This is a genomic window from Lactobacillus paragasseri (assembly GCF_003584685.1).
Lineage (GTDB): Bacteria > Bacillota > Bacilli > Lactobacillales > Lactobacillaceae > Lactobacillus > Lactobacillus paragasseri.
Genome location: NZ_AP018549.1, coordinates 246472 through 265381, shown reverse-complemented (window position 1 = coordinate 265381; position 18910 = coordinate 246472). Strand labels below are relative to the sequence as shown.

Sequence of the window (18910 nt, the reverse complement as noted above, 5' to 3'; positions counted from 1 at the left end):
TAGTATAAGAAAAATGGAAAAATTTCAAAGTAAAAAGTTGGATCATGAAAAAGTATTGCGTGATCCTGTCCACAATTATATTCATGTTAAAGATAAAGTCATTCTAGACATTATTAATTCAAAAGAATTTCAACGCCTGCGTCGTATTAAACAGCTAGGACCCGCTTCCTATGTTTTTCAGGGAGCAACACATACCCGCTTTGAACATAACTTAGGTGTTTATGAACTAACACGCCGAATCTGCGATATTTTTGAAGAAAAATATACTAGCAAAGAACCCGGAGATGGGTTATGGGATCCTAACGAACGTCTTTTAGCAGAATGTGCTGCCTTACTTCATGATATTGGCCATGGTCCATATTCTCATACCTTTGAGCATCTCTTTGGTACTAACCATGAAAAAATGGGCCAACAAATTATTACTGATAAAAATACTGAAGTCAATCAAGCTTTAAGACAAGTTAGTCCTAATTTTCCAGAATTAGTAGCTAGCGTAATTGCCAAGACCTACTCTAACCCACAAGTTGTGAAATTAATTTCTAGTCAAGCAGACGCTGATAGAATGGATTACTTACTTCGCGATGCTTACTTTACCGGAGTAACCTACGGCAGTTTTGATTTAACTAGAATTTTAGAAGTGATTCGTCCTTACCGTGATGGAATTTGCTTCACTGATAAGGGTATCCACGCTGTAGAAGACTATATTATTAGTCGCTACCAGATGTATCAACAAGTTTACTTTCACCGCGTAAATCGTTCAATGGAAGTCATCTTGCATCACTTACTTGAAAGAGCGCAAATCATATATGAAGCAGGTAAGCTCCAAGTTACTCCACAACTAGAGGCCTTTCTAAAAGGAAATTGGACACTTGAAGATTATCTGAATTTAGATGATGGCGTAATGGAAACCAATTTTCTATTATGGACTAATTCAGGTGACCAAATTCTATCAGATCTTTCAAGCCGTTATTTATATCGTCATCCCCTTGAAAGTGTCAAGATTAATGAAGATACTAAGAGTTTACTACCCAAATTAAAGAATTTAATTAAACAAGCAGGTTTTGATCCTAACTACTACACTGCCACTAATTCTGCATTTGATGAACCATATGACGCTTACAAGCCCACCGGTAAAAATGCTCATAGCCCAATTGAAATCATGCAAGCTGATGGTAGCTTAGTAGAACTATCTGAGTTAAGTCCCCTAGTTAAATCCTTAAATGGTACGCTTCAAGGAGACGAACGTTTCTTCTTTCCTAAAGTAATGGTTAAAGAAACTGATGAGCCGCAAATTTTTGATCCAATTTATCAAGAATTTCAAAAGTATATCAGAAACAATACATTGCGTTACTTAAGACGTCCAAATAAGAAAAAATAGTTATGAAATAAAGTACATTGATTGCAGAAATCAATGTACTTTTTCTTTACGCCTTAACTGCAAAAGCCTCATATGGCTTTAGAACAATATTCTTTAAACTAGCTCGTTTTTCATAATTACTAATTAAAACTTCTTTGAAATCACTATCTAAATTAAATCCTTGTTTTTCACCAGACAAATTAGCAACAACTAGCCACTTCTCATTTCCTAATTTACGCCAAAAGGCTAGCACACTATCGCCAGTATTTTCAACGAGTTCAAAATCACCATCGACTACGACTGGATTTTCATGTCTAAGCTTAATCAATTTTTGATAGGTATAAAAAATTGAACCTGGATCTGCTAGAGCAGCTTTAACATTAATTTTTTGATAGTTTGGATTTACTTTTAACCACGGTTTTCCACTAGTAAATCCTGCATTCTCTTCATTAGACCATTGCATTGGCCTTCTTGCATTATCGCGGCCTTTGGCGTTAATTGACTTAATTAGATCAGCTTTTTTATATCCTTGCTCTAGTCTTTCATGATACATATTGATACTTTCAATATCTTCGACCTCAGCAATAGACTTAACAGGGCAATTAGTCATACCAATTTCTTCACCATTATAAATATAAGGAGTTCCATGCATTAAATGTAAAATTATCGCAAACATTTTAGCACATTGAACGCGGTACTCTTGATCGTTTCCCCAACGTGAAATAACACGTGGAATATCATGGTTTTCCCAGAAAAGGCTATTCCAAGCATGGTTAAAATCAATTTCTGTCTGCCATTTAACTAATACTTTTTTTAATTCTCCCAAATCAAGCGGTCTTAAATCCCACTTTTCTTTTCCTGGCTCTTGATCTAAATTTTGGTTTTCAAATTGAAAGACCATCGACAATTCATGACGTGCTGGGTCAGAATATTCTTCTGCAATTTTAGGCGTTGCATTCCAAGTCTCACCCACGGTCATCATATCTTGACGGGCAAAGGTATGCTCATTCATTTCTTTTAAATATGGGTGAAGCATTGGACCATTTTCACGGATTCGTTGATCTGGCTCTTTACCAATTAGTTCAATGACATCCATTCTAAAGCCGCCGATTCCTTTATCAATCCAATAATTCATCATGTCATAAATTTTATTTCTTAGTTTCGGATTCTTCCAATTCAAATCTGGCTGTTGATCTGCAAAAAAATGCAAATAATATTGTCCTGTTTTTTCATCAAATTTCCAAGCTGATCCTGAAAAAGCAGATTTTAAATCGTTGGGTTCATGTCCATCTACTGAATCACGCCAAATATAAAAATCACGGTATGGATTATCTTTACTCTTCTTTGCTTCAACAAACCAAGGATGTTGATCAGAAGTGTGATTTACGACAAGGTCCATAATAATCCGTATATGATGTTTTTTAGCTTCTTTAATTAGATTATCCATATCTTTCATCGTGCCGTATTGTGGGTCAATTTTTTGATAATCAGAAATGTCATACCCATTATCAATCCCAGGCGATAAATAAACGGGCGACAGCCAAATTGCATCAATTCCTAATTTTTCTAAATATTCAAGTCTTGAGACAATCCCAGGAATATCTCCAATTCCGTCTCCATTGCTATCTTGAAATGACTTGGGATAAATTTGGTAAACAACTGCTTTTTTCCACCATGGTGTCATAAATTTCCTCCTTTAAATAAAAAGTGTCCTGCAAACGCAGAACACTTTTTTCACATAAACTTTAATTTGATTAACCCTTATCAGCACCTGCTGTAATTCCGTTAACGTAGAACTTCTGCATTACAATGAACAAAATTGTAATTGGAATAGCGATAACCACACAACCAGCAATGAATTGAGTAAAGAATTGAGCCATCATACCTTTTGATGAGTGGACCATGTTGTATAAACCATACGCAACCGTGTAAGTCTTCGGATTTCCAGAGGTAGAGAGGATAATACCTGAGAAAATGAAGTCTACCCATGGAGCCATGAATGAAGTAAGTGCGGTATAAACGATCATTGGTTTTGAAAGTGGCAATCCAATATGAATAAATACTTGCCACTTAGTTGCACCATCAATTTCAGCGGCTTCATCAATTGCACGTGGCATTGTATCAAAGAATCCTTTAGCAATGTAGAAACCTAATCCTGCACCACCAACATAAACTAAGATCAAGCCGCCAAGGTTTAACATGTTCAAAGCTTTTAAGATGTAGTATAAAGCAATCATTGACATGAAGCCTGGGAACATCCCTAAAACTAAAGCAATTTGTAAGAATGGCTTACGGAAGCGGAAACGTAATCTTGATAATACGTAAGCAACCGCAATTGTAACAAAAGTTGATAATGTTGCTGAGATAACAGCGACAAACAATGTATTTAATACCCAGTTGACAAATGGATACTGTGAGTTAGTAAAGATACCAATATAATTTTGCCAAGTAAACTTATCTGGCCAAATGGTAGATACGAATCCTGTGTTGTTGTATGAAAAACTAGCTAAAATAATCCAAATAATTGGGAATATCCATAAAACGGCCAAGATGGCTAATAGAACATATCTAAAGATTAATGCAATCTTTCTTTGATTATGATAAGACTTCATTTTTAGCCCTCCTTGTACGCATTAGTATGACGATATGCAATTAGTGAGAATGTTGCACTAATGATAAAGATCAAGATACCTAAGACAGCTGAGGCATTGTAGCGTTGCTCTTGACCAAATGTTAAGTTATATAGCCAAGTTACTAGCAAGTCAGTAGAACCAGCGCCGTTGTAGTTATTATTCATTGGCGCACCACCAGTCAGCAAGTAGATAACATTGAAGTTGTTGATGTTACCAATAAATTGCTGAATCAAAGCTGGAGACATTACAAAGAGAATTTGTGGGAATGTAATGTGATTAAAAATTTGTACTGGACTTGCACCATCAATACGTGCAGCTTCAATTTGGTCCTGAGGTAAGTTTTGAATAATAGCAGTTGAAGTTAGCATTGAAACTGGGATACCAATCCACATGTTAACCACGATAACTGTAATTCTTGCGACAAGTGGACTAGCCTGATTATCAATGAAGTGAATTGGGTGGCTAATCCAGCCCCAGTTCATAAGTAATGTATTCAATGGTCCTTGATAATCAAGGAATTGAGCCATCATTAATAGAGAAACGAATTGTGGTACAGCATAGACAATTACAAAGATTGTTCTCCATAAGTTCTTGTGCTTGATCCCCTTTGATTCAATCAAAAGTGCAAGCAAAACTCCAAAGAAGAAAGTAGTAGCAGTAGCTGCCACTGCCCAAATCAAAGTCCAACCTAGAACTGGGAAGAAAGTACCAGCTAAGTCTCCTCCTAACACGTTTCCAAATGCTTGGAATCCAGTCCATGAAAATCCGATTGAGTGTTGACGATCATAATTAGTGAAGGCCATGGAAATCATGAAGACAGTTGGCAAAACAGTAAATAAGATAATTAAAACAATTGGAATTGTCATCAAGGTTGCATGTAATCTTTGGTCAAACAAAGATGCAATCTCTTCGCGGTTAGTTGGAATATGTTCATGTCTTTTTTCTAATAAGAAAGTATGCTTATTAGATTTCAGATTAATGATATATAGGTAAATAAAGCCAGCAACGATGAATAAAGCCAAAATACCAAATAATAAGATCAAAACTGAATTATCTGGTTGCTGAGTAACATATACTCCTTGTGCTTTATCAAATATAACTCGTTTCGTTTTTATTGCACCTAAATTGCTCAAGCCAGCAATTGAATGAATTCCACTTAAAAAGAACCAAATTAAAAATACAATTTCGGAAAATAAAAGCGAAAATCCTTTTAGCCATTGCCGATGCTTTATAGCATTTAAACCCATGATGAAGAATGTTAATTTGGTTGCGGTATCTCCATCTTTCCACGTTTCCTTTAAGGTAACCGCAGGCGTAGCATGTTTTTTCTTAAACATAATTAATCAAACCTTTGCTTATGTGATTTTTTAAGATTATTCTTTCTTAGAAATACTCTTTTGTAATTTAGCAAGCTTAGTCTTGTATTGTGATGGCTTAATCTTGCCGTCGTATGCACCACTAATTAATGGAGCTGAGTCGTTCCAGAAGATTGACATTTGTGGCAATTTTGGTTGAAGAACTGAGTAGCCTGGTTGAGCCATTTGAATTACAGCCTTAGCAACTGGATCATTCTTAACTTCTGTAGTATTTTGAGCTGCCTTGTTTACAGGAATTTCACCAGCATTCTTGTGAACGATTAATTGGTTTTCTTTGTTTGATAAGTATTTAGCCAATATTGCAGCATTCTTAGCGTTAGAAGTATGAGAGTTAACTGCGAAACATTCAATACCTAAGAAAGCTTCCATTTGAGCAGTCTTGCCACCAAGTTCAATAGTTGGATATGGTGCAACGCCCAAGTTCTTACCTAAGATCTTCTTAATGTTTGCTGCATTCCATGGACCATCTAAGATAGCTTGAGCGTGACCCTTCTTTAATTGGTTAAGTGCGTTAGAGGTTTGCATAACACCCTTGTTATTCTTTTGTTCTGCATACCACTTCATTGCGTTAACACCATTTTGTGAGTCAAATGTTGAACCCTTTACTTCTTCTCCGCTGTCGCCAAATAGCTTAGTGCCTGCTGAGAACATTACTGGCCACATTACGTAAGCGTTAGTAAAGTCGGTTGCAACTACACCTTTAGAAGTCATGGTCTTCCAAGATTTAACATCTTCTGGAGAAAGCTTAGACTTGTCGTAGTAAACGGTTTGTGCTTGTTCTGCGTATGGATATGCGTAAAGCTTACCTTTCCATTCAGCACCCTTATATGCTTCTGGAACTGAGTTTTTCTTAATTTCTTTAGTATCAGATGGTGAAAGTGGGTTGATATAACCTGAATCTGCCATTTGACCTAATTGGTCGTTTGGAACACCAAAAACATCTGCGGCCTTTGAAGGGTCCTTACCAACGTCAGTCTTGGCATTAGCAGAACCATTAGGGTTTTGGGTAACCTTAACTTTAATGTTAGGGTGTTCTTTTTCAAAGTCTTTTACAACACCCTTGTACCAACTAACACGAGCAGTATCTACCCAAAGGGTTAGTTGTTTATCTGAGCTCTTTGATTCGTTTGAATTAGAACTCTTACCACAGGCAGTTAATGAAATAGCTGATAAAGCTACGACACTACCTAAAGCCAATTTTTTCCATAACTTCATGATATTTCCTCCTAGCCATAAAAGGCTAAACACATTATTACAACCGTGAACCAAGTTTCACACTCGTTGTAAGCTTAATTAATATTTGCAGAAGCGTCCTCTTCTGCAAGTTAACGAATGGCATTCGTTGTATCTTTATCAAAGAAGTGAGCTTTGTTGACATCAAATCCCATTTCTACCTTATCGCCTGGAGTATGGTAATCACGGGCATTTACGATGGCTACAAATTCTGTGCCATCTACTTTTTGATAAAGTTGAATAGTTGATCCCAGCAATTCAGAAACGACAACTGTAGATTTAACAGTTTGGTTTGGCCAAGTCTCAAGGAAGGCTTCTTCTGAGTGAATGTCTTCTGGACGAATACCAAAGACTAAGTCTTTATCTTCATATCCCTTATCTTTAAGCATCTTAGCCTTACCTTCAGGAATTTCGATATTTAAACCTTTGCCGTCACTAATTCGATTACCCTTAAAGTGAACATTGAAGAAGTTCATTTGCGGAGAACCGATAAAACCAGCAACAAACATATTTACAGGCTTGTTGTAAACTTCAAGTGGCGTTCCGATCTGCTGAACTTGACCAACTGACATAACAACTACTCGGTCAGCTAAAGTCATAGCTTCAGTTTGATCGTGAGTAACATAGATAGTAGTAGTTCCTAAGTTTTGGTGTAATTTAGCAATTTCAGCACGCATTGTGACACGTAATTTTGCATCTAGGTTTGATAAAGGTTCGTCCATCAAGAAGATTGGTGCATCTCGCACAATTGCACGTCCTAAGGCAACACGCTGTCTTTGACCACCAGACAATTCCGATGGCTTTTTATCAAGGTATTCAGACAAGCCCAAAATTTCAGCAGCATGTTTAACCCGTTTATCAATTTCATCTTTCTTGTAGTGACGAAGCTTCAATCCAAAAGCCATGTTGTCGTAAATTGACATGTGAGGGTATAAAGCATAGTTCTGGAATACCATCGCAATGTTTCTATCTTTAGGAGCAACATCGTTCATTACTTTATGGTCAATTTCTAAAGTACCTTTAGAAATATCTTCCAGACCAGCAACCATTCTTAAAGTAGTTGACTTACCACAACCAGATGGCCCAACAAAAACGATAAATTCTTTGTCTTTGATGTGTAAATCAAAGTCATTAACTGAATATTTATCATTTCCTTCGTACTTTTTATAGATATGGTTTAAATCTACTTCAACCATTCTCTTTCCCTACTTCCCTCTTATTTTTTATTAAAAACTGATTCAATTTCTGAAAGTTTTAATTCTTTAGTAGTTGGAACAACATAATCAGCCTCTTTTAAGACTTCTTTATCTCCAATCCCTACTGCAAATTGTCCAGCACTCTTAATTGATTGAACACCAGCTTGAGCATCTTCAAAGCTAATAACTTCATCTGCATTCAAACCCAGTAATTTTTGTGCTTTTTCGTAAATTTCTGGATCTGGTTTTCCTCGATGAAGAGTAGCTGGATCAACAATGCCATCAAACTCATCCATAATTCCTAATTTAGTTAAGATCTTAGGTGCGTTTTTTGAGGCAGAAGCAATAACCATCTTTAAATTTTGCTTCTTTGCATCACTAAGTAATTCAGGAATGCCCGGTAAAATATCTGCTGGCGTCATCTTTTCAACTTGTTCAACAAACTTAGTATTCTTTTCTGCAGCAAATTTTTCTTTTTCTGCTTCAGAATATTTATTTTCTTGACCACCGTATTTCAAGATCAAATTTAATGAATCCATTCTTGAAATACCTCTTAAGCTATTAAGCTGTTCATCTGTTAGGTTAATTCCTAATTCTTTAGCCAAATTATTCCAAGCAGTCAAGTGGTAAACAGCCGAGTTAGTTAAAACCCCATCTAAGTCAAAAATTAAGCCTTTAAGCATTCAGTTTCACCTTCTTTGAGCATAACTTTTTGATCATTAACTAAAATTTCGAGATTTTCACCTTTAAGCAGTGAAATCTTAGTTTCTTGGTGATCAACATAAACTTCAATCAAGCGACCGCGATAATTAATCTTGAAGCTGTAATGATTCCAGTTATCTGGAATAAATGGCTTGAATTTTAATTGATCGTGATCATAACGCATACCTGCAAAGCCTTGCACGATTGCTAGCCATGAGCCACTCATTGAAGTAATGTGCAAACCGTCAACTGTATCGTTGTTGTAATTATCTAAGTCAAGTCTTGCAGTTCTTTCATAAAGCTCAACAGCCTTATCTTTCTTTCCTAGTTCAGCTGCTAAAACTGAGTGAATTGAAGGAGATAATGAGCTTTCATGAACGGTTAATGGTTCATAAAAATCAAAGTTCTTCTCTTTTTGTTCTTTAGTGTAATTTTCTGGGAAGAAGTAGATTCCTTGTAATACATCTGCTTGCTTGATAAATGGCGATCTTAAAATCTTATCCCATGACCAGTGTTGATTAATTGGTCTTTGATCCTCAATTTCGCTTACTGGACGAATTTCTTTATCAAGGAAGTCATCCTGTTGTAAGAAAATGCCCAAATCTTTATCTTCTGGAAGATAAATTTTATCAACAATGTCTTGCCACTTTTCCTTTTCTTCCTCAGTGACATGAACTCTTTCTTGAGCTTCTTTAGTTGCAAGCGGCAAACGCTCTAGCGTATATTTCAAGAGCCATCTTGCCATAGTACTAGTGAACCAGTTATTATTGACATTATTCTCATATTCATTTGGTCCAGTAACACCATGCATTACATATTTATTACGCCATTTAGACCAATGAACTCTAGCTGCCCAGAACCTTGCAGTCCCAACTAAGACATCCATGCCTTCGTTCTTAACATAGCTATCGTCACCAGTATATTCGGTGTACATTGCAATTGCGTGCGGAATATCAGCATTTCGGTGGATTTCTTCAAAAGTAATTTCCCATTCGTTGTGGCATTCAATACCGTTAAAGGTAACCATTGGGAATAACGCACCTGGAAGACCTTGTTCCTTAGCATTGTGATAAGCGCCTGGTAATTGATTATGACGATATTCTAGCAATGCTTTAGTAACACTTGGTTTAGTAATGGCTAAGTACATTGGAACAATAAATGCTTCGGTGTCCCAATAAGTAGCACCACCATATTTCTCACCAGTAAATCCTTTTGGACCAACATTCAATCTTTCATCTTCACCATAGTAAGTCATAAATAATTGAAGAATATTGAAACGAATGCCTTGTTGAGCGGCTGCATCCCCAGCAATTTCAACATCACTTGTTTCCCAACGCTTTTCCCAGGTAGCAGTATGTTCAGCCAAGTTTTCTGCAAAGCTTTTTGCTTGAAGCTTGCTCATTAAGTTTTCTGCAACATCAGCTTGATCTTTCTCTTCAACGTCACGACTTGTTACAACGATGACGTCTTTTTCAAGCTCATAGCTCTGATCTTGATCTAGTTCAACTGAAATTTTTTCACTTAACTTGGCTTCTTGACTTGAAACTTCACCTTGAAGTGCTTCCCCGTTATGGCGTAATGCTTGCTTAAGCAAAACCGTAAACTGAGGAACTTCATATGGATTTGGCTTAGTTTTTACTTGGATAGTTCTTCTATCTTTATCTTCACCAAGTGGAACCCAGAAACGTTCATCATAATTACTGTCTTCGTTAACAACTGTTCCATCTAAAGTTGAATCAAAATCAATTTTTGCATGTCCTTCAAGTACAGTTGCTTTAACTTTAATTAAGGCTGCTTCTTTTTGAATAATATGAAGAAAACGTTCAAATTCAAACTTAACTTTGACATCTTTTCCTTCATAGACAAAGCTTCTTGAGAGAAGACCTTGATGCATATCAAGTGATAATTCAAAATCACTAAATTTAACTTTTGCTAAATCAAGCTTTTCACCATTAACAGTAATTCCAATTCCAATAAAGCTTGGTGCATTTGGAGTCTTACCAAAGTATTTTGGATAACCATTTTTCCACCAACCAACAACAGTTTTATCTGGGAACCAAACACCTGCTAAATAGGTTCCTTGAAGAGTATCACCAGAATAACCCTCTTCAAAGTTTCCTCTCATTCCCATATAATCATTACCAATTGCGGTAATACTTTCTTGTAATCTTTTATCTTCCTTAGAAAATTTATGCGTTGTTACTTTCCAAGGATCAACTTCAAAAATTCTCTTCATCATCATTCTCCATCACTTCTGTGAGGTTTTTTGTTTACAAGTCTATTATCTATTTACTGAAAGCGCTTAACAATGATTATTTTCATGTTACCGGTATCAAAAAATTATAAGAAAAAAAGCAGCCTCTTATCGCTGCTTTTTCTTATCATAAATTTAAGCTTTTACTTCTACCAAAAAGCCATCTGGCGCTAAAATACCGTCTTCATAGTTTTGACTAAGCGCTGGTTTCTTATCAATTTTCACATCATGAGCACTGGTATTATAGTATGCATTTATTGTTTCTTTTCCTATTCGTTCAACTTTTAGTAGACCATTTTCTGTTACCGTTAACTTAATGTCACCTTGATTTAAAGTATCTCGATGTTTTAAACGGAATTTGACTAATTCATGAACTCTCTTCCAGACTGGTCCATTCAACTTACTCCAATCCATCGGCTTACGACAATCAGGATCGTTATCGCCACTCATCCCCATTTCTGTCCCATAGTAAATACATGGTATCCCGGGTTGAGCAAATTCATAAGCTATCGCTTGCAAAGCTAAGTCTTGATTACCTTTTGCTAAAGTCAAAATTCGAGCTGTATCATGCGAATCAAGCATATTCATCATCGCTTGGTCCACAATATCTGGATACATCATTAATTGATCAGTTAAGTGTTCACTAAGTTCCTTAGCATCTAAGTTGTGCTTAAAGAAATGATCCTCAATTTGCAAAGTATATGGATAATTCATTACACCCGTAAATTGATCTCCTTGAAGCCACGGGCGAGCTGAATGCCATATTTCGCCAACAATATAGAAGTCTGGCTTAATTTTAATTAATTCGTCATGGAATCTCTTCCAAAAGTGATGGTCAACTTCATTTGCTACATCTAAGCGCCAAGCATCAATATCAAAATATTTTACCCAATAAGTTGCAATTTCTAATAAGAAATCTTGTACTTCTGGATTAGCAGTATTTAATTTGGGCATGTGCTTTTCAAAAGCAAAAGTTTCATATGGCGGATTCTTTTCTCCCTTACTTGGATCCCGGTAAGGTTCAACAGGATAAGAATTAATATGGAACCAGTCTTTAAAGCGAGAGTTGGCACCATTTTTAACCACGTCTTGCCACTGCATTGATTGGTCACCAAGATGGTTGAAAACTGCATCTAACATCACTTTCATCCCGCGCTTGTGGGCTTCATTAACTACTTTTGCAAATAAATCTTTATCGCCAAAAGCTGGATCAACTTGTAAGTAATCAATGGTGTCATATTTGTGATTAGAGCTTGCCTTAAAAATAGGACAAAAATATAAGCCAGTAATTCCTAACTTTTGTAAATCATCTAAATGATCTAACACTCCTTGCAAATCTCCACCGTAAAAGTCTTCTCTGCCGGGATGATCCTCTGGATTCCAAGGCTTAACGTTAACTGGATCATTGCTTTTATCTCCATTAGCAAAGCGTTCTGGAAAAATTTGATACCAAACAATGTCTTTGAGCCAAGCAGGCGTTTTAATACGATCAATATCATGAAAATATGGCACTTTAAAATATAAGCCATCTTCTCTTAATTTCTCATCGCTAAATTTTTCAATACTACGATCACCAAAAATAACGTGGCTGCCATCATTACCAATAACTTCAAAAGTATACTTAATTCGATGATACGGTGCTGTTAAAGTCGCTGTCCAATAATCGTTTACTTGGCCGCTACCTGCTTTTTTCATTTCTAGCGTTGCTGCATCTGCAGGTGGCAAATAATTATCAATATAGTGAACAATAACTTTTTTTACATCATTTTTAGCAGTATGAAGTCTAATTTTCACGTGCGAATGATCAATTACAGTACAGTCTTCGCTTTCAGTTCTATGTCTTAAAGCTGCTAGTTGCATATTTTACTCCTCAGTCTTTTGTTAATACTACTCCTGCATACGGAGCCAATTTTAATTTTCCATCTTTCAATTGGTAGTTGCCTGCTACTAATTTTTCTTGCTTAAATTCAGGATCTACGTCAAGTTCTATAGCATCTTTACTTAAAGAAACAGCGACTAATGCTTTTTGATCTCCTAAATTACGCTCATAAACATAACTATCGTTTGACGTTGGCAATAAATAATAGCCCCCATCTTCAAACAATGCTTCTTTCTTTAGGCTAATTAATTTTCTGTAGAAATTAAACATGCTATGGCTATCTGCTATTTCATCAGCCGCATTAGCATGATCAACTTTCTTTCCTTTAAGCCAAGGTTTCCCATCACTAAATCCATTATTTTTTGCATTATTCCAAGGCATTGGCCCTCTAGCTGGCAATTTATGAGTTTTACTTACCATTAACAATGCTTCTTGACTAGTTTTTCCAGCTTTTTTGGCACTTTCAATAAATTCTTTAACTGTTTCATCCTCAAATTGTGTTACGTCTTCAAACTCCAAGTTCTTCATTCCGAGTTCTTCGCCATAATAAATAATCGGCAGGCCATTTTGTAAATACATTAGCATGGCTAAGCTCCGAGCTTGAATATCATTTTTAGCAATTCTAGTAGCTATTCTAGCCATATCATGATTATTCCAGTACAAAGTGGGCTTAGACACGCCACTTAAAGTTTGTTGCCAGACAGCCTGATTTTGCTTAAATTTTACTAAATCTAATGATTTCGGCTGATATTGAGCTGAAAAACTAGGATCCACCTGACTTTGATCTTCTGTAAAGTACCTAAAAGTAATTACGCTATCCATCAAGTGGTTATCTTTATTTGTATAATCGACTGCTAAATTAACATTCGCACTCGCTGCTTCTCCTAACAAGAGTGCATCAGGATAATCTTGCTTTATTTCCTCACAGAAAGGTCGCATCCATTTTTGTACTTGCGGTAAGTTAGCAAAAAATGGTTCGGCTACTACGGGTTCTTCAGCTTTACTATTAACTGGGAAATTCTGTCTTAAGTCTGCTTTAGCAATATGAATAAAGGCATCTAATCTCAAACCATCAATTCCTTTTTCTAGCCAATACTTTGCAATTTCACTCATTGCATGTCTAACTTCAGGATTTTTCCAGTTCAAATCAGGCATTCTTTTATCAAAAAGATGAAAATAAAACTGTCCTGTTCCAGCAGGATCTTTTTCCCAAACACTACCTCCAAAAAAGCTTCCCCAATTATTTGGTCGCTGATTATTTTGGCCGGCAAAAATATAATAGTCCCGATAAATACTATCAGGATTTTTAATGGCATCTTGAAACCAGGGATGTTGATCAGACGTATGATTTAAAACAAAATCCATAATTACATGAATTCCAGCTTCATGCATTTCCTTGATTAAATTATCCATATCTTCCATAGTTCCCATTTTGGGATCAATGGCAAAATAGTTTGATACATCATAGCCATTATCAACTTGCGGGGAAACAAAGACCGGATTCAGCCAGACAGCATTAACCCCTAATTCCTTCAAATACGGTATTCTTTTCCTAATACCATTTAGGTCACCAATACCATCACCATTAGAATCCTGGAAAGACTTAGGATAAATTTGATAAATAATTGCTTGGTCATACCAATGTCTCATAATAAACTTCCTCCATAAATCCTATTTTAAGCAATAATTTTAAGCGCTTACAATGCTATTTAAATGTTACCGGTATCAAAAAAAGAAGCTCATCCATAGCTTCTTAAATTCTAGTAGATTCACTTTTTATTAATTCCGGTTCAATAAGAACCTCGCCCTGCTGAGCTCCGCCTTGTTGAATCTTTTGCAAAATCATTTCTGCTAAGAGTTCACCTAACTTAAATAAATTTTGTTTAATAGTTGTTAACTTAGGATTTGATACCTGATCTAAGAAAACTCCATCGAAGCCAATAATTCCAAAATCCCGTGGAATATTTCCATTTTTTCTTTGAATAGCACGTACAACCCCAACCGCTATTCGGTCACTTGCACAAATAAAACAAGTGTTGGGGGCAAACTTTTTCCAATTACTAATAATTAGTTTTTCAGCTAAACTACTATGATTTTGGATTCTAAAAATCTTAGGAATCATATTATGCTTCTGCAAGGTGTTGATATATCCAGCTTCTCTCGAATATTCAAAAGGCTCTTTTTCATCAATTCCAATGAAAACAATTGATTGATAATTTTTATCCAGAGCATATTGTGTGGCTATTTGTTCACCTAATTTATTATCGGTATCAATAAAATCATAGCCATAGCGATTTTCACCGAATAACACAAATGGTTTATTTAATTGGTCCAGCCATTTGGCATCATTTGCTCTGCCACCTGTGATAATATAACCATCGCCGCCACCAACCTCACTATCGGTTGCTAACTGTAGTGCATAGTGTTTTTTACCTAATCCACTAGCAATCCCGAAAAGTAAATTCATGTAGTAAGGTTCAGTTGTATCAATATCCTCCAGAATTACTAATTTAACTACATTTGTACGGTGGTGGGCTAGTGCACTAGCAACTGAATTTGGATGATAATTTAGTTGTTCCATTGCCTGTTCGACAATTTTTCTTAATTCAGGCGTAACCTGTTGAGGATGATTAATGACGCGTGATACCGTCATCTTAGACACGCTAGCTTTTTTTGCTACATCAGATAAAGTAGTCATAATACTTCTAAGTCCTTTTTTAAAACTGTATAACTTAATATTACCGTAATTATTCTAATAATGTAAACGCTTAGCGAGTCTAAAAATTAAAACTATTATTTTTAAAGCAATAAAAAAAGGCGATACCTACTTATAGGTATCACCTTATAGTTCATTTAGTTATGTGATTGAAAACGAGTATTAAACAGTGGACTAACTGGTTTATGTTCTTGGATCAATTTAATTGCTTCACCCATCAATGGCCCAACAGAAACAATTTCAGCCTTAGACAAGTCTTTTTCTTCAGGTTGATTGATTGAGTCAGTTAAAATCAATTTCTTAATAGGAGAATTATTTAAACGCTCAATTGCTGGACCAGACAAAACAGCATGAGTTGCAGATGCATAAACTTCAGTTGCACCAGCATCCATTAAAGCTTGAGAAGCTAAGGTAATGGTACCTGCGGTATCAATCATATCATCAATAATGATTGCACGTTTGCCTTCTACATCACCAATAATATTCATAACTTCAGCAACATTTGCCTTTGGACGGCGTTTGTCCACAATAGCAATTGGAGTCTTAAGAAATTCTGCTAATTTTCTTGCTCTAGTTACGCCACCATGGTCAGGTGAAACTACAACAGCATCTTTTTCTAATTCATGACTCAAGAAATAGTCAGCAAGGAGTGGGGCACCCATTAAATTATCAACTGGAATATCGAAGAATCCTTGGATTTGTGGGGCATGTAAATCAAGCGAAAGAACTCGATCAGCACCAGCTTTTTGCAACATATCAGCTACTAACTTAGCTGTAATTGGCTCACGTGCACGGGTCTTTCGATCTTGACGTGCATATCCGTAGTAAGGCATAACTAAGTTTACGCTTCTAGCTGATGCACGTTTAACAGCATCAATCATGATCAATAATTCCATTAAATTATCATTTACTGGAGCTGAAGTTGATTGTACCAAGTAAACATCTTTACCACGAACTGACTCATCGATGTTAATTTGGATTTCACCATCGCTGAAACGTTTAACATCAGATTTACCAAGCTTAACTCCAACCTTATCAGCAATTTTTTCTGCTAAAGGCTTATTAGAGTTAAGCGCAAAAATTTTGATTTCTTTGTCTAATTGAGACATAATTTCCTCCACTGAAAAATTACAATTCCATACTTAATAATAGCAAAAAAATATCCTTTACGCTTGTAAATAGCAAAAAAAGAAGTTGTGTTTAACAACTTCTTTTAATTTATTCCCATTCTTTATCTTTTGAGAGCGGTAACTTATGCCAGTAATCAGGCTTGTTCGTTTGTCTTCCCCTAGCAATTGCCATATCATAGCGTTCAACATCTTTAGTAATAGTTGAGTCAGCTGCAACAAATGCATGATCTGCAATATTAACTGGGGCAATAATCGTAGCACCAGCACCAATGAATGAATGATCCCCCACATTAGTATGGAACTTCTTCACACCATCATAGTTAGAGAAAATAGTACCACAGCCAATATTAATATCTTTACCTAAAGTAGCATCCCCAACATAGGTTAAGTGTCCTACTTTACTATTTTCACCAATTTCAGCTTTCTTGATCTCAACAAAGTTTCCGATATGAGCACCTTTTCTAATAATTGCCTTTGGACGAAGGTGAGAATTAGGTCCAATATCAGTATTATCATCCATTTGAGCTTCTTGAAGAGTTGAAGAAGTAATAGTAACATGATTACCAATCTTAGAATCAACTATTCTTGAACTATTAGTAATATAACAGTCACTGCCAATTTCAGTGTTTCCTTTAATAACAACGTTTCCTTCAATAACAGTGTCATTACCGATCTTAACGTCACTATCAATATATGCTGTATCTGGATCAATAAATGAAACACCATTCCTCATGTGCTCTTCATTAATCCTTCTTTGCATAATCTTAGTTGCCTGAGCAAGAGCAATTCGGTCATTAACTCCTAAGCTCTCACTAAAATCTGGCATTTCATACGCACCAACTTTATGACCAGCTTTACGCATAATTTCTAAAACATCAGTTAAGTAATATTCGCCTTGAGCGTTGTCATTGCCAACTTGTTTTAAAGCCTTAAATAGTTCTTTATTATCAAAGCAAAAGACACCAGTATTAATTTCATCTACTGCTAATTCTTCTGGCGTACCATCTTTTTGTTCAACAATTCTTAAAACATTTCCATCTTCGTCACGAATAATACGGCCGTAACCAAATGGATTTGGCGCTTTTGCAGTTAAAACAGTTGCGCTATTTCCACTTTCTTCATGCTTCTTAAATAAGTTGTTAAAAGTTTCAGCAGTAAATAACGGAGTATCACCAGTAGCAACTAAAGTTGAACCCTCAAGATTTGCTAATAAATCACTAGCTGCCAGTACAGCATCGCCAGTACCTAATTGTTGCTTTTGAAAAGCAAAGTCTGATTGACCTGATAAAACATCTTTAACGCTATCTGCACCATTTCCAACTACAGTAATAATCTTATCTGGATTAGTGCCCTTAGCAGCATCCACCACATGCTCTACCATAGTTTTACCGCAAACCTTGTGTAATACCTTGTAAAGTTGGGACTTCATGCGGGTACCTTTTCCAGCAGCTAAGATAACAATATACTTATTCATTAGTTTTATATCCCTTCAATTTTTATATTTAAACAACTATCAGTATATCATTTTGGAAAACGATTGAAGTCCGTCTGCTCTAAGAAATTACCTGGCCGCACTTTAATTAGCTTTTTAGTTCTGTCAACTTCAGTAATCTTAATCAGTGATTGATAATCATCTACGACCTTTTGAGAAGCGTATTTTGTCTCACAGAGAACGCACATTCCAGCAACTGTTCCCTTAAATTCCTTAACTAGTTCTTCCATCCCAGTTAAAGTTCCGCCGCCTTTCATGAAGTCATCAACAATTAATACATTGCTTCCTTCTGGAAGTAGTCTTTTTGCTAATTCCATTTTTTCAACTCGTTCACTTGACGAAGCAACGTAGTTAACCGAGATTGTTGATCCTTCAGTAATTTTAGGTCTTCTTCTAACCATCACAAATGGTACGTTTAAAAAGCGACTAACTGCTTGCGCGATAGCAATCCCCTTAGTTTCAATTGTCATTACATAATCAACATTACTGTAGGCATATTTGGTTGCAATCAATTGTCCAATTTGCTGCAAATCTTGTGGTGAGCCTAAAATATCAGATAAGTAAACGAAATTACCAGGCAAAATACGATCAGGATCTTCGATACGGTCAGCTAAATCATGAAGATAGTTAGTAGCCTCTTTTTTCCCAACAAAAGGAATGTATCTCACTCCACCAGCAGCTCCTGCTACAGTTTCTAAAATACCATTTTGGTCGCTAGCCAAAGTTTGACGTAAAATTGCCAAGTCTTCTGAAATTGAAGATTTAGCTGCGCCATAGCGATCTGCAAAAAATGGCAATGCAATCAAAGTATGAGGGCGAGCTAAAAGATACTTAACCATATCAACTAATCTTTCTGAACGTTTCATGCTTTTACCTTCCTAAACATTAAATTAAATTTCTAAACTTAAATATACTCTATCTAAAGAAAAATCACTAGCATTT

The 18910-nt window shown here is 35.9% G+C and carries 14 protein-coding genes; 1 reads left to right on the top strand and 13 read right to left on the bottom strand.

Going from position 1 to position 18910, the window contains the following annotated elements:
- The first annotated feature begins 13 nt into the window (after positions 1-13).
- The gene (locus LpgJCM5343_RS01120; RefSeq protein ID WP_003649520.1) at positions 14-1378 is read left to right on the top strand and encodes an HD domain-containing protein; all 1365 of its coding nucleotides are present in this window, start codon (positions 14-16) and stop codon (positions 1376-1378) included.
- Positions 1379-1424: 46 nt separating this feature from the next.
- Here LpgJCM5343_RS01120 and LpgJCM5343_RS01115 read toward each other — a convergent pair whose 3' ends face one another.
- The 13 genes from LpgJCM5343_RS01115 to purR form a co-directional block, all read right to left on the bottom strand.
- A complete protein-coding gene (locus LpgJCM5343_RS01115; protein ID WP_077959380.1) occupies positions 1425-3041 on the bottom strand; it encodes a glycoside hydrolase family 13 protein in 1617 nt (538 codons plus the stop codon).
- A gap of 70 nt (positions 3042-3111) precedes the next feature.
- Positions 3112-3969 (bottom strand): sugar ABC transporter permease, encoded by an 858-nt coding sequence (locus LpgJCM5343_RS01110; protein WP_003649522.1) that lies wholly within the window; start codon positions 3967-3969, stop codon positions 3112-3114.
- 2 nt (positions 3970-3971) lie between these two features.
- Complete coding sequence (locus LpgJCM5343_RS01105) at positions 3972-5327, bottom strand: carbohydrate ABC transporter permease (protein ID WP_003649523.1); 1356 nt, start codon at positions 5325-5327, stop codon at positions 3972-3974.
- A gap of 36 nt (positions 5328-5363) precedes the next feature.
- A complete protein-coding gene (locus tag LpgJCM5343_RS01100) occupies positions 5364-6581 on the bottom strand; it encodes an extracellular solute-binding protein (RefSeq protein WP_101890940.1) in 1218 nt (405 codons plus the stop codon).
- A 110-nt stretch (positions 6582-6691) separates the two neighbouring features.
- Complete coding sequence (locus LpgJCM5343_RS01095; RefSeq protein WP_003647890.1) at positions 6692-7795, bottom strand: ABC transporter ATP-binding protein; 1104 nt, start codon at positions 7793-7795, stop codon at positions 6692-6694.
- A 20-nt stretch (positions 7796-7815) separates the two neighbouring features.
- Positions 7816-8478 (bottom strand): beta-phosphoglucomutase, encoded by a 663-nt coding sequence (gene pgmB, locus LpgJCM5343_RS01090; protein WP_020806567.1) that lies wholly within the window; start codon positions 8476-8478, stop codon positions 7816-7818.
- Positions 8463-10733, bottom strand: a complete 2271-nt coding sequence (locus LpgJCM5343_RS01085) for a glycoside hydrolase family 65 protein (protein ID WP_039155635.1) — start codon at positions 10731-10733, stop codon at positions 8463-8465. Before LpgJCM5343_RS01085 ends, pgmB begins: the two co-directional genes overlap by 16 nt.
- Before the next feature lie 153 nt (positions 10734-10886).
- On the bottom strand, positions 10887-12611 hold the full coding sequence (locus tag LpgJCM5343_RS01080; RefSeq protein ID WP_003649526.1) for a glycoside hydrolase family 13 protein: 1725 nt from the start codon (positions 12609-12611) through the stop codon (positions 10887-10889).
- Between the two features lie 10 nt (positions 12612-12621).
- On the bottom strand, positions 12622-14280 hold the full coding sequence (locus LpgJCM5343_RS01075; protein WP_003649527.1) for a glycoside hydrolase family 13 protein: 1659 nt from the start codon (positions 14278-14280) through the stop codon (positions 12622-12624).
- A 103-nt stretch (positions 14281-14383) separates the two neighbouring features.
- On the bottom strand, positions 14384-15328 hold the full coding sequence (locus LpgJCM5343_RS01070) for a LacI family DNA-binding transcriptional regulator (protein ID WP_003649528.1): 945 nt from the start codon (positions 15326-15328) through the stop codon (positions 14384-14386).
- Between the two features lie 155 nt (positions 15329-15483).
- Positions 15484-16455, bottom strand: a complete 972-nt coding sequence (locus tag LpgJCM5343_RS01065; RefSeq protein ID WP_020806572.1) for a ribose-phosphate diphosphokinase — start codon at positions 16453-16455, stop codon at positions 15484-15486.
- A 109-nt stretch (positions 16456-16564) separates the two neighbouring features.
- Positions 16565-17950, bottom strand: a complete 1386-nt coding sequence (gene glmU, locus LpgJCM5343_RS01060) for a bifunctional UDP-N-acetylglucosamine diphosphorylase/glucosamine-1-phosphate N-acetyltransferase GlmU (RefSeq protein WP_003649530.1) — start codon at positions 17948-17950, stop codon at positions 16565-16567.
- 47 nt (positions 17951-17997) lie between these two features.
- Entirely contained in the window at positions 17998-18834 is an 837-nt protein-coding gene (gene purR / locus LpgJCM5343_RS01055) for a pur operon repressor (RefSeq protein ID WP_039155628.1), read from the bottom strand.
- Between the last annotated feature and the right edge of the window lie 76 nt (positions 18835-18910).

What these genes read in the sequence shown, in the direction of transcription:
- LpgJCM5343_RS01120 (WP_003649520.1), top strand. Translation starts at nt 14, where the DNA reads ATGGAAAAATTTCAAAGTAAAAAGTTGGATCATGAAAAAGTATTGCGT.
- LpgJCM5343_RS01115 (WP_077959380.1), bottom strand. Translation starts at nt 3,041, where the DNA reads ATGACACCATGGTGGAAAAAAGCAGTTGTTTACCAAATTTATCCCAAG.
- LpgJCM5343_RS01110 (WP_003649522.1), bottom strand. Translation starts at nt 3,969, where the DNA reads ATGAAGTCTTATCATAATCAAAGAAAGATTGCATTAATCTTTAGATAT.
- LpgJCM5343_RS01105 (WP_003649523.1), bottom strand. Translation starts at nt 5,327, where the DNA reads ATGTTTAAGAAAAAACATGCTACGCCTGCGGTTACCTTAAAGGAAACG.
- LpgJCM5343_RS01100 (WP_101890940.1), bottom strand. Translation starts at nt 6,581, where the DNA reads ATGAAGTTATGGAAAAAATTGGCTTTAGGTAGTGTCGTAGCTTTATCA.
- LpgJCM5343_RS01095 (WP_003647890.1), bottom strand. Translation starts at nt 7,795, where the DNA reads ATGGTTGAAGTAGATTTAAACCATATCTATAAAAAGTACGAAGGAAAT.
- pgmB (WP_020806567.1), bottom strand. Translation starts at nt 8,478, where the DNA reads ATGCTTAAAGGCTTAATTTTTGACTTAGATGGGGTTTTAACTAACTCG.
- LpgJCM5343_RS01085 (WP_039155635.1), bottom strand. Translation starts at nt 10,733, where the DNA reads ATGAAGAGAATTTTTGAAGTTGATCCTTGGAAAGTAACAACGCATAAA.
- LpgJCM5343_RS01080 (WP_003649526.1), bottom strand. Translation starts at nt 12,611, where the DNA reads ATGCAACTAGCAGCTTTAAGACATAGAACTGAAAGCGAAGACTGTACT.
- LpgJCM5343_RS01075 (WP_003649527.1), bottom strand. Translation starts at nt 14,280, where the DNA reads ATGAGACATTGGTATGACCAAGCAATTATTTATCAAATTTATCCTAAG.
- LpgJCM5343_RS01070 (WP_003649528.1), bottom strand. Translation starts at nt 15,328, where the DNA reads ATGACTACTTTATCTGATGTAGCAAAAAAAGCTAGCGTGTCTAAGATG.
- LpgJCM5343_RS01065 (WP_020806572.1), bottom strand. Translation starts at nt 16,455, where the DNA reads ATGTCTCAATTAGACAAAGAAATCAAAATTTTTGCGCTTAACTCTAAT.
- glmU (WP_003649530.1), bottom strand. Translation starts at nt 17,950, where the DNA reads ATGAATAAGTATATTGTTATCTTAGCTGCTGGAAAAGGTACCCGCATG.
- purR (WP_039155628.1), bottom strand. Translation starts at nt 18,834, where the DNA reads ATGAAACGTTCAGAAAGATTAGTTGATATGGTTAAGTATCTTTTAGCT.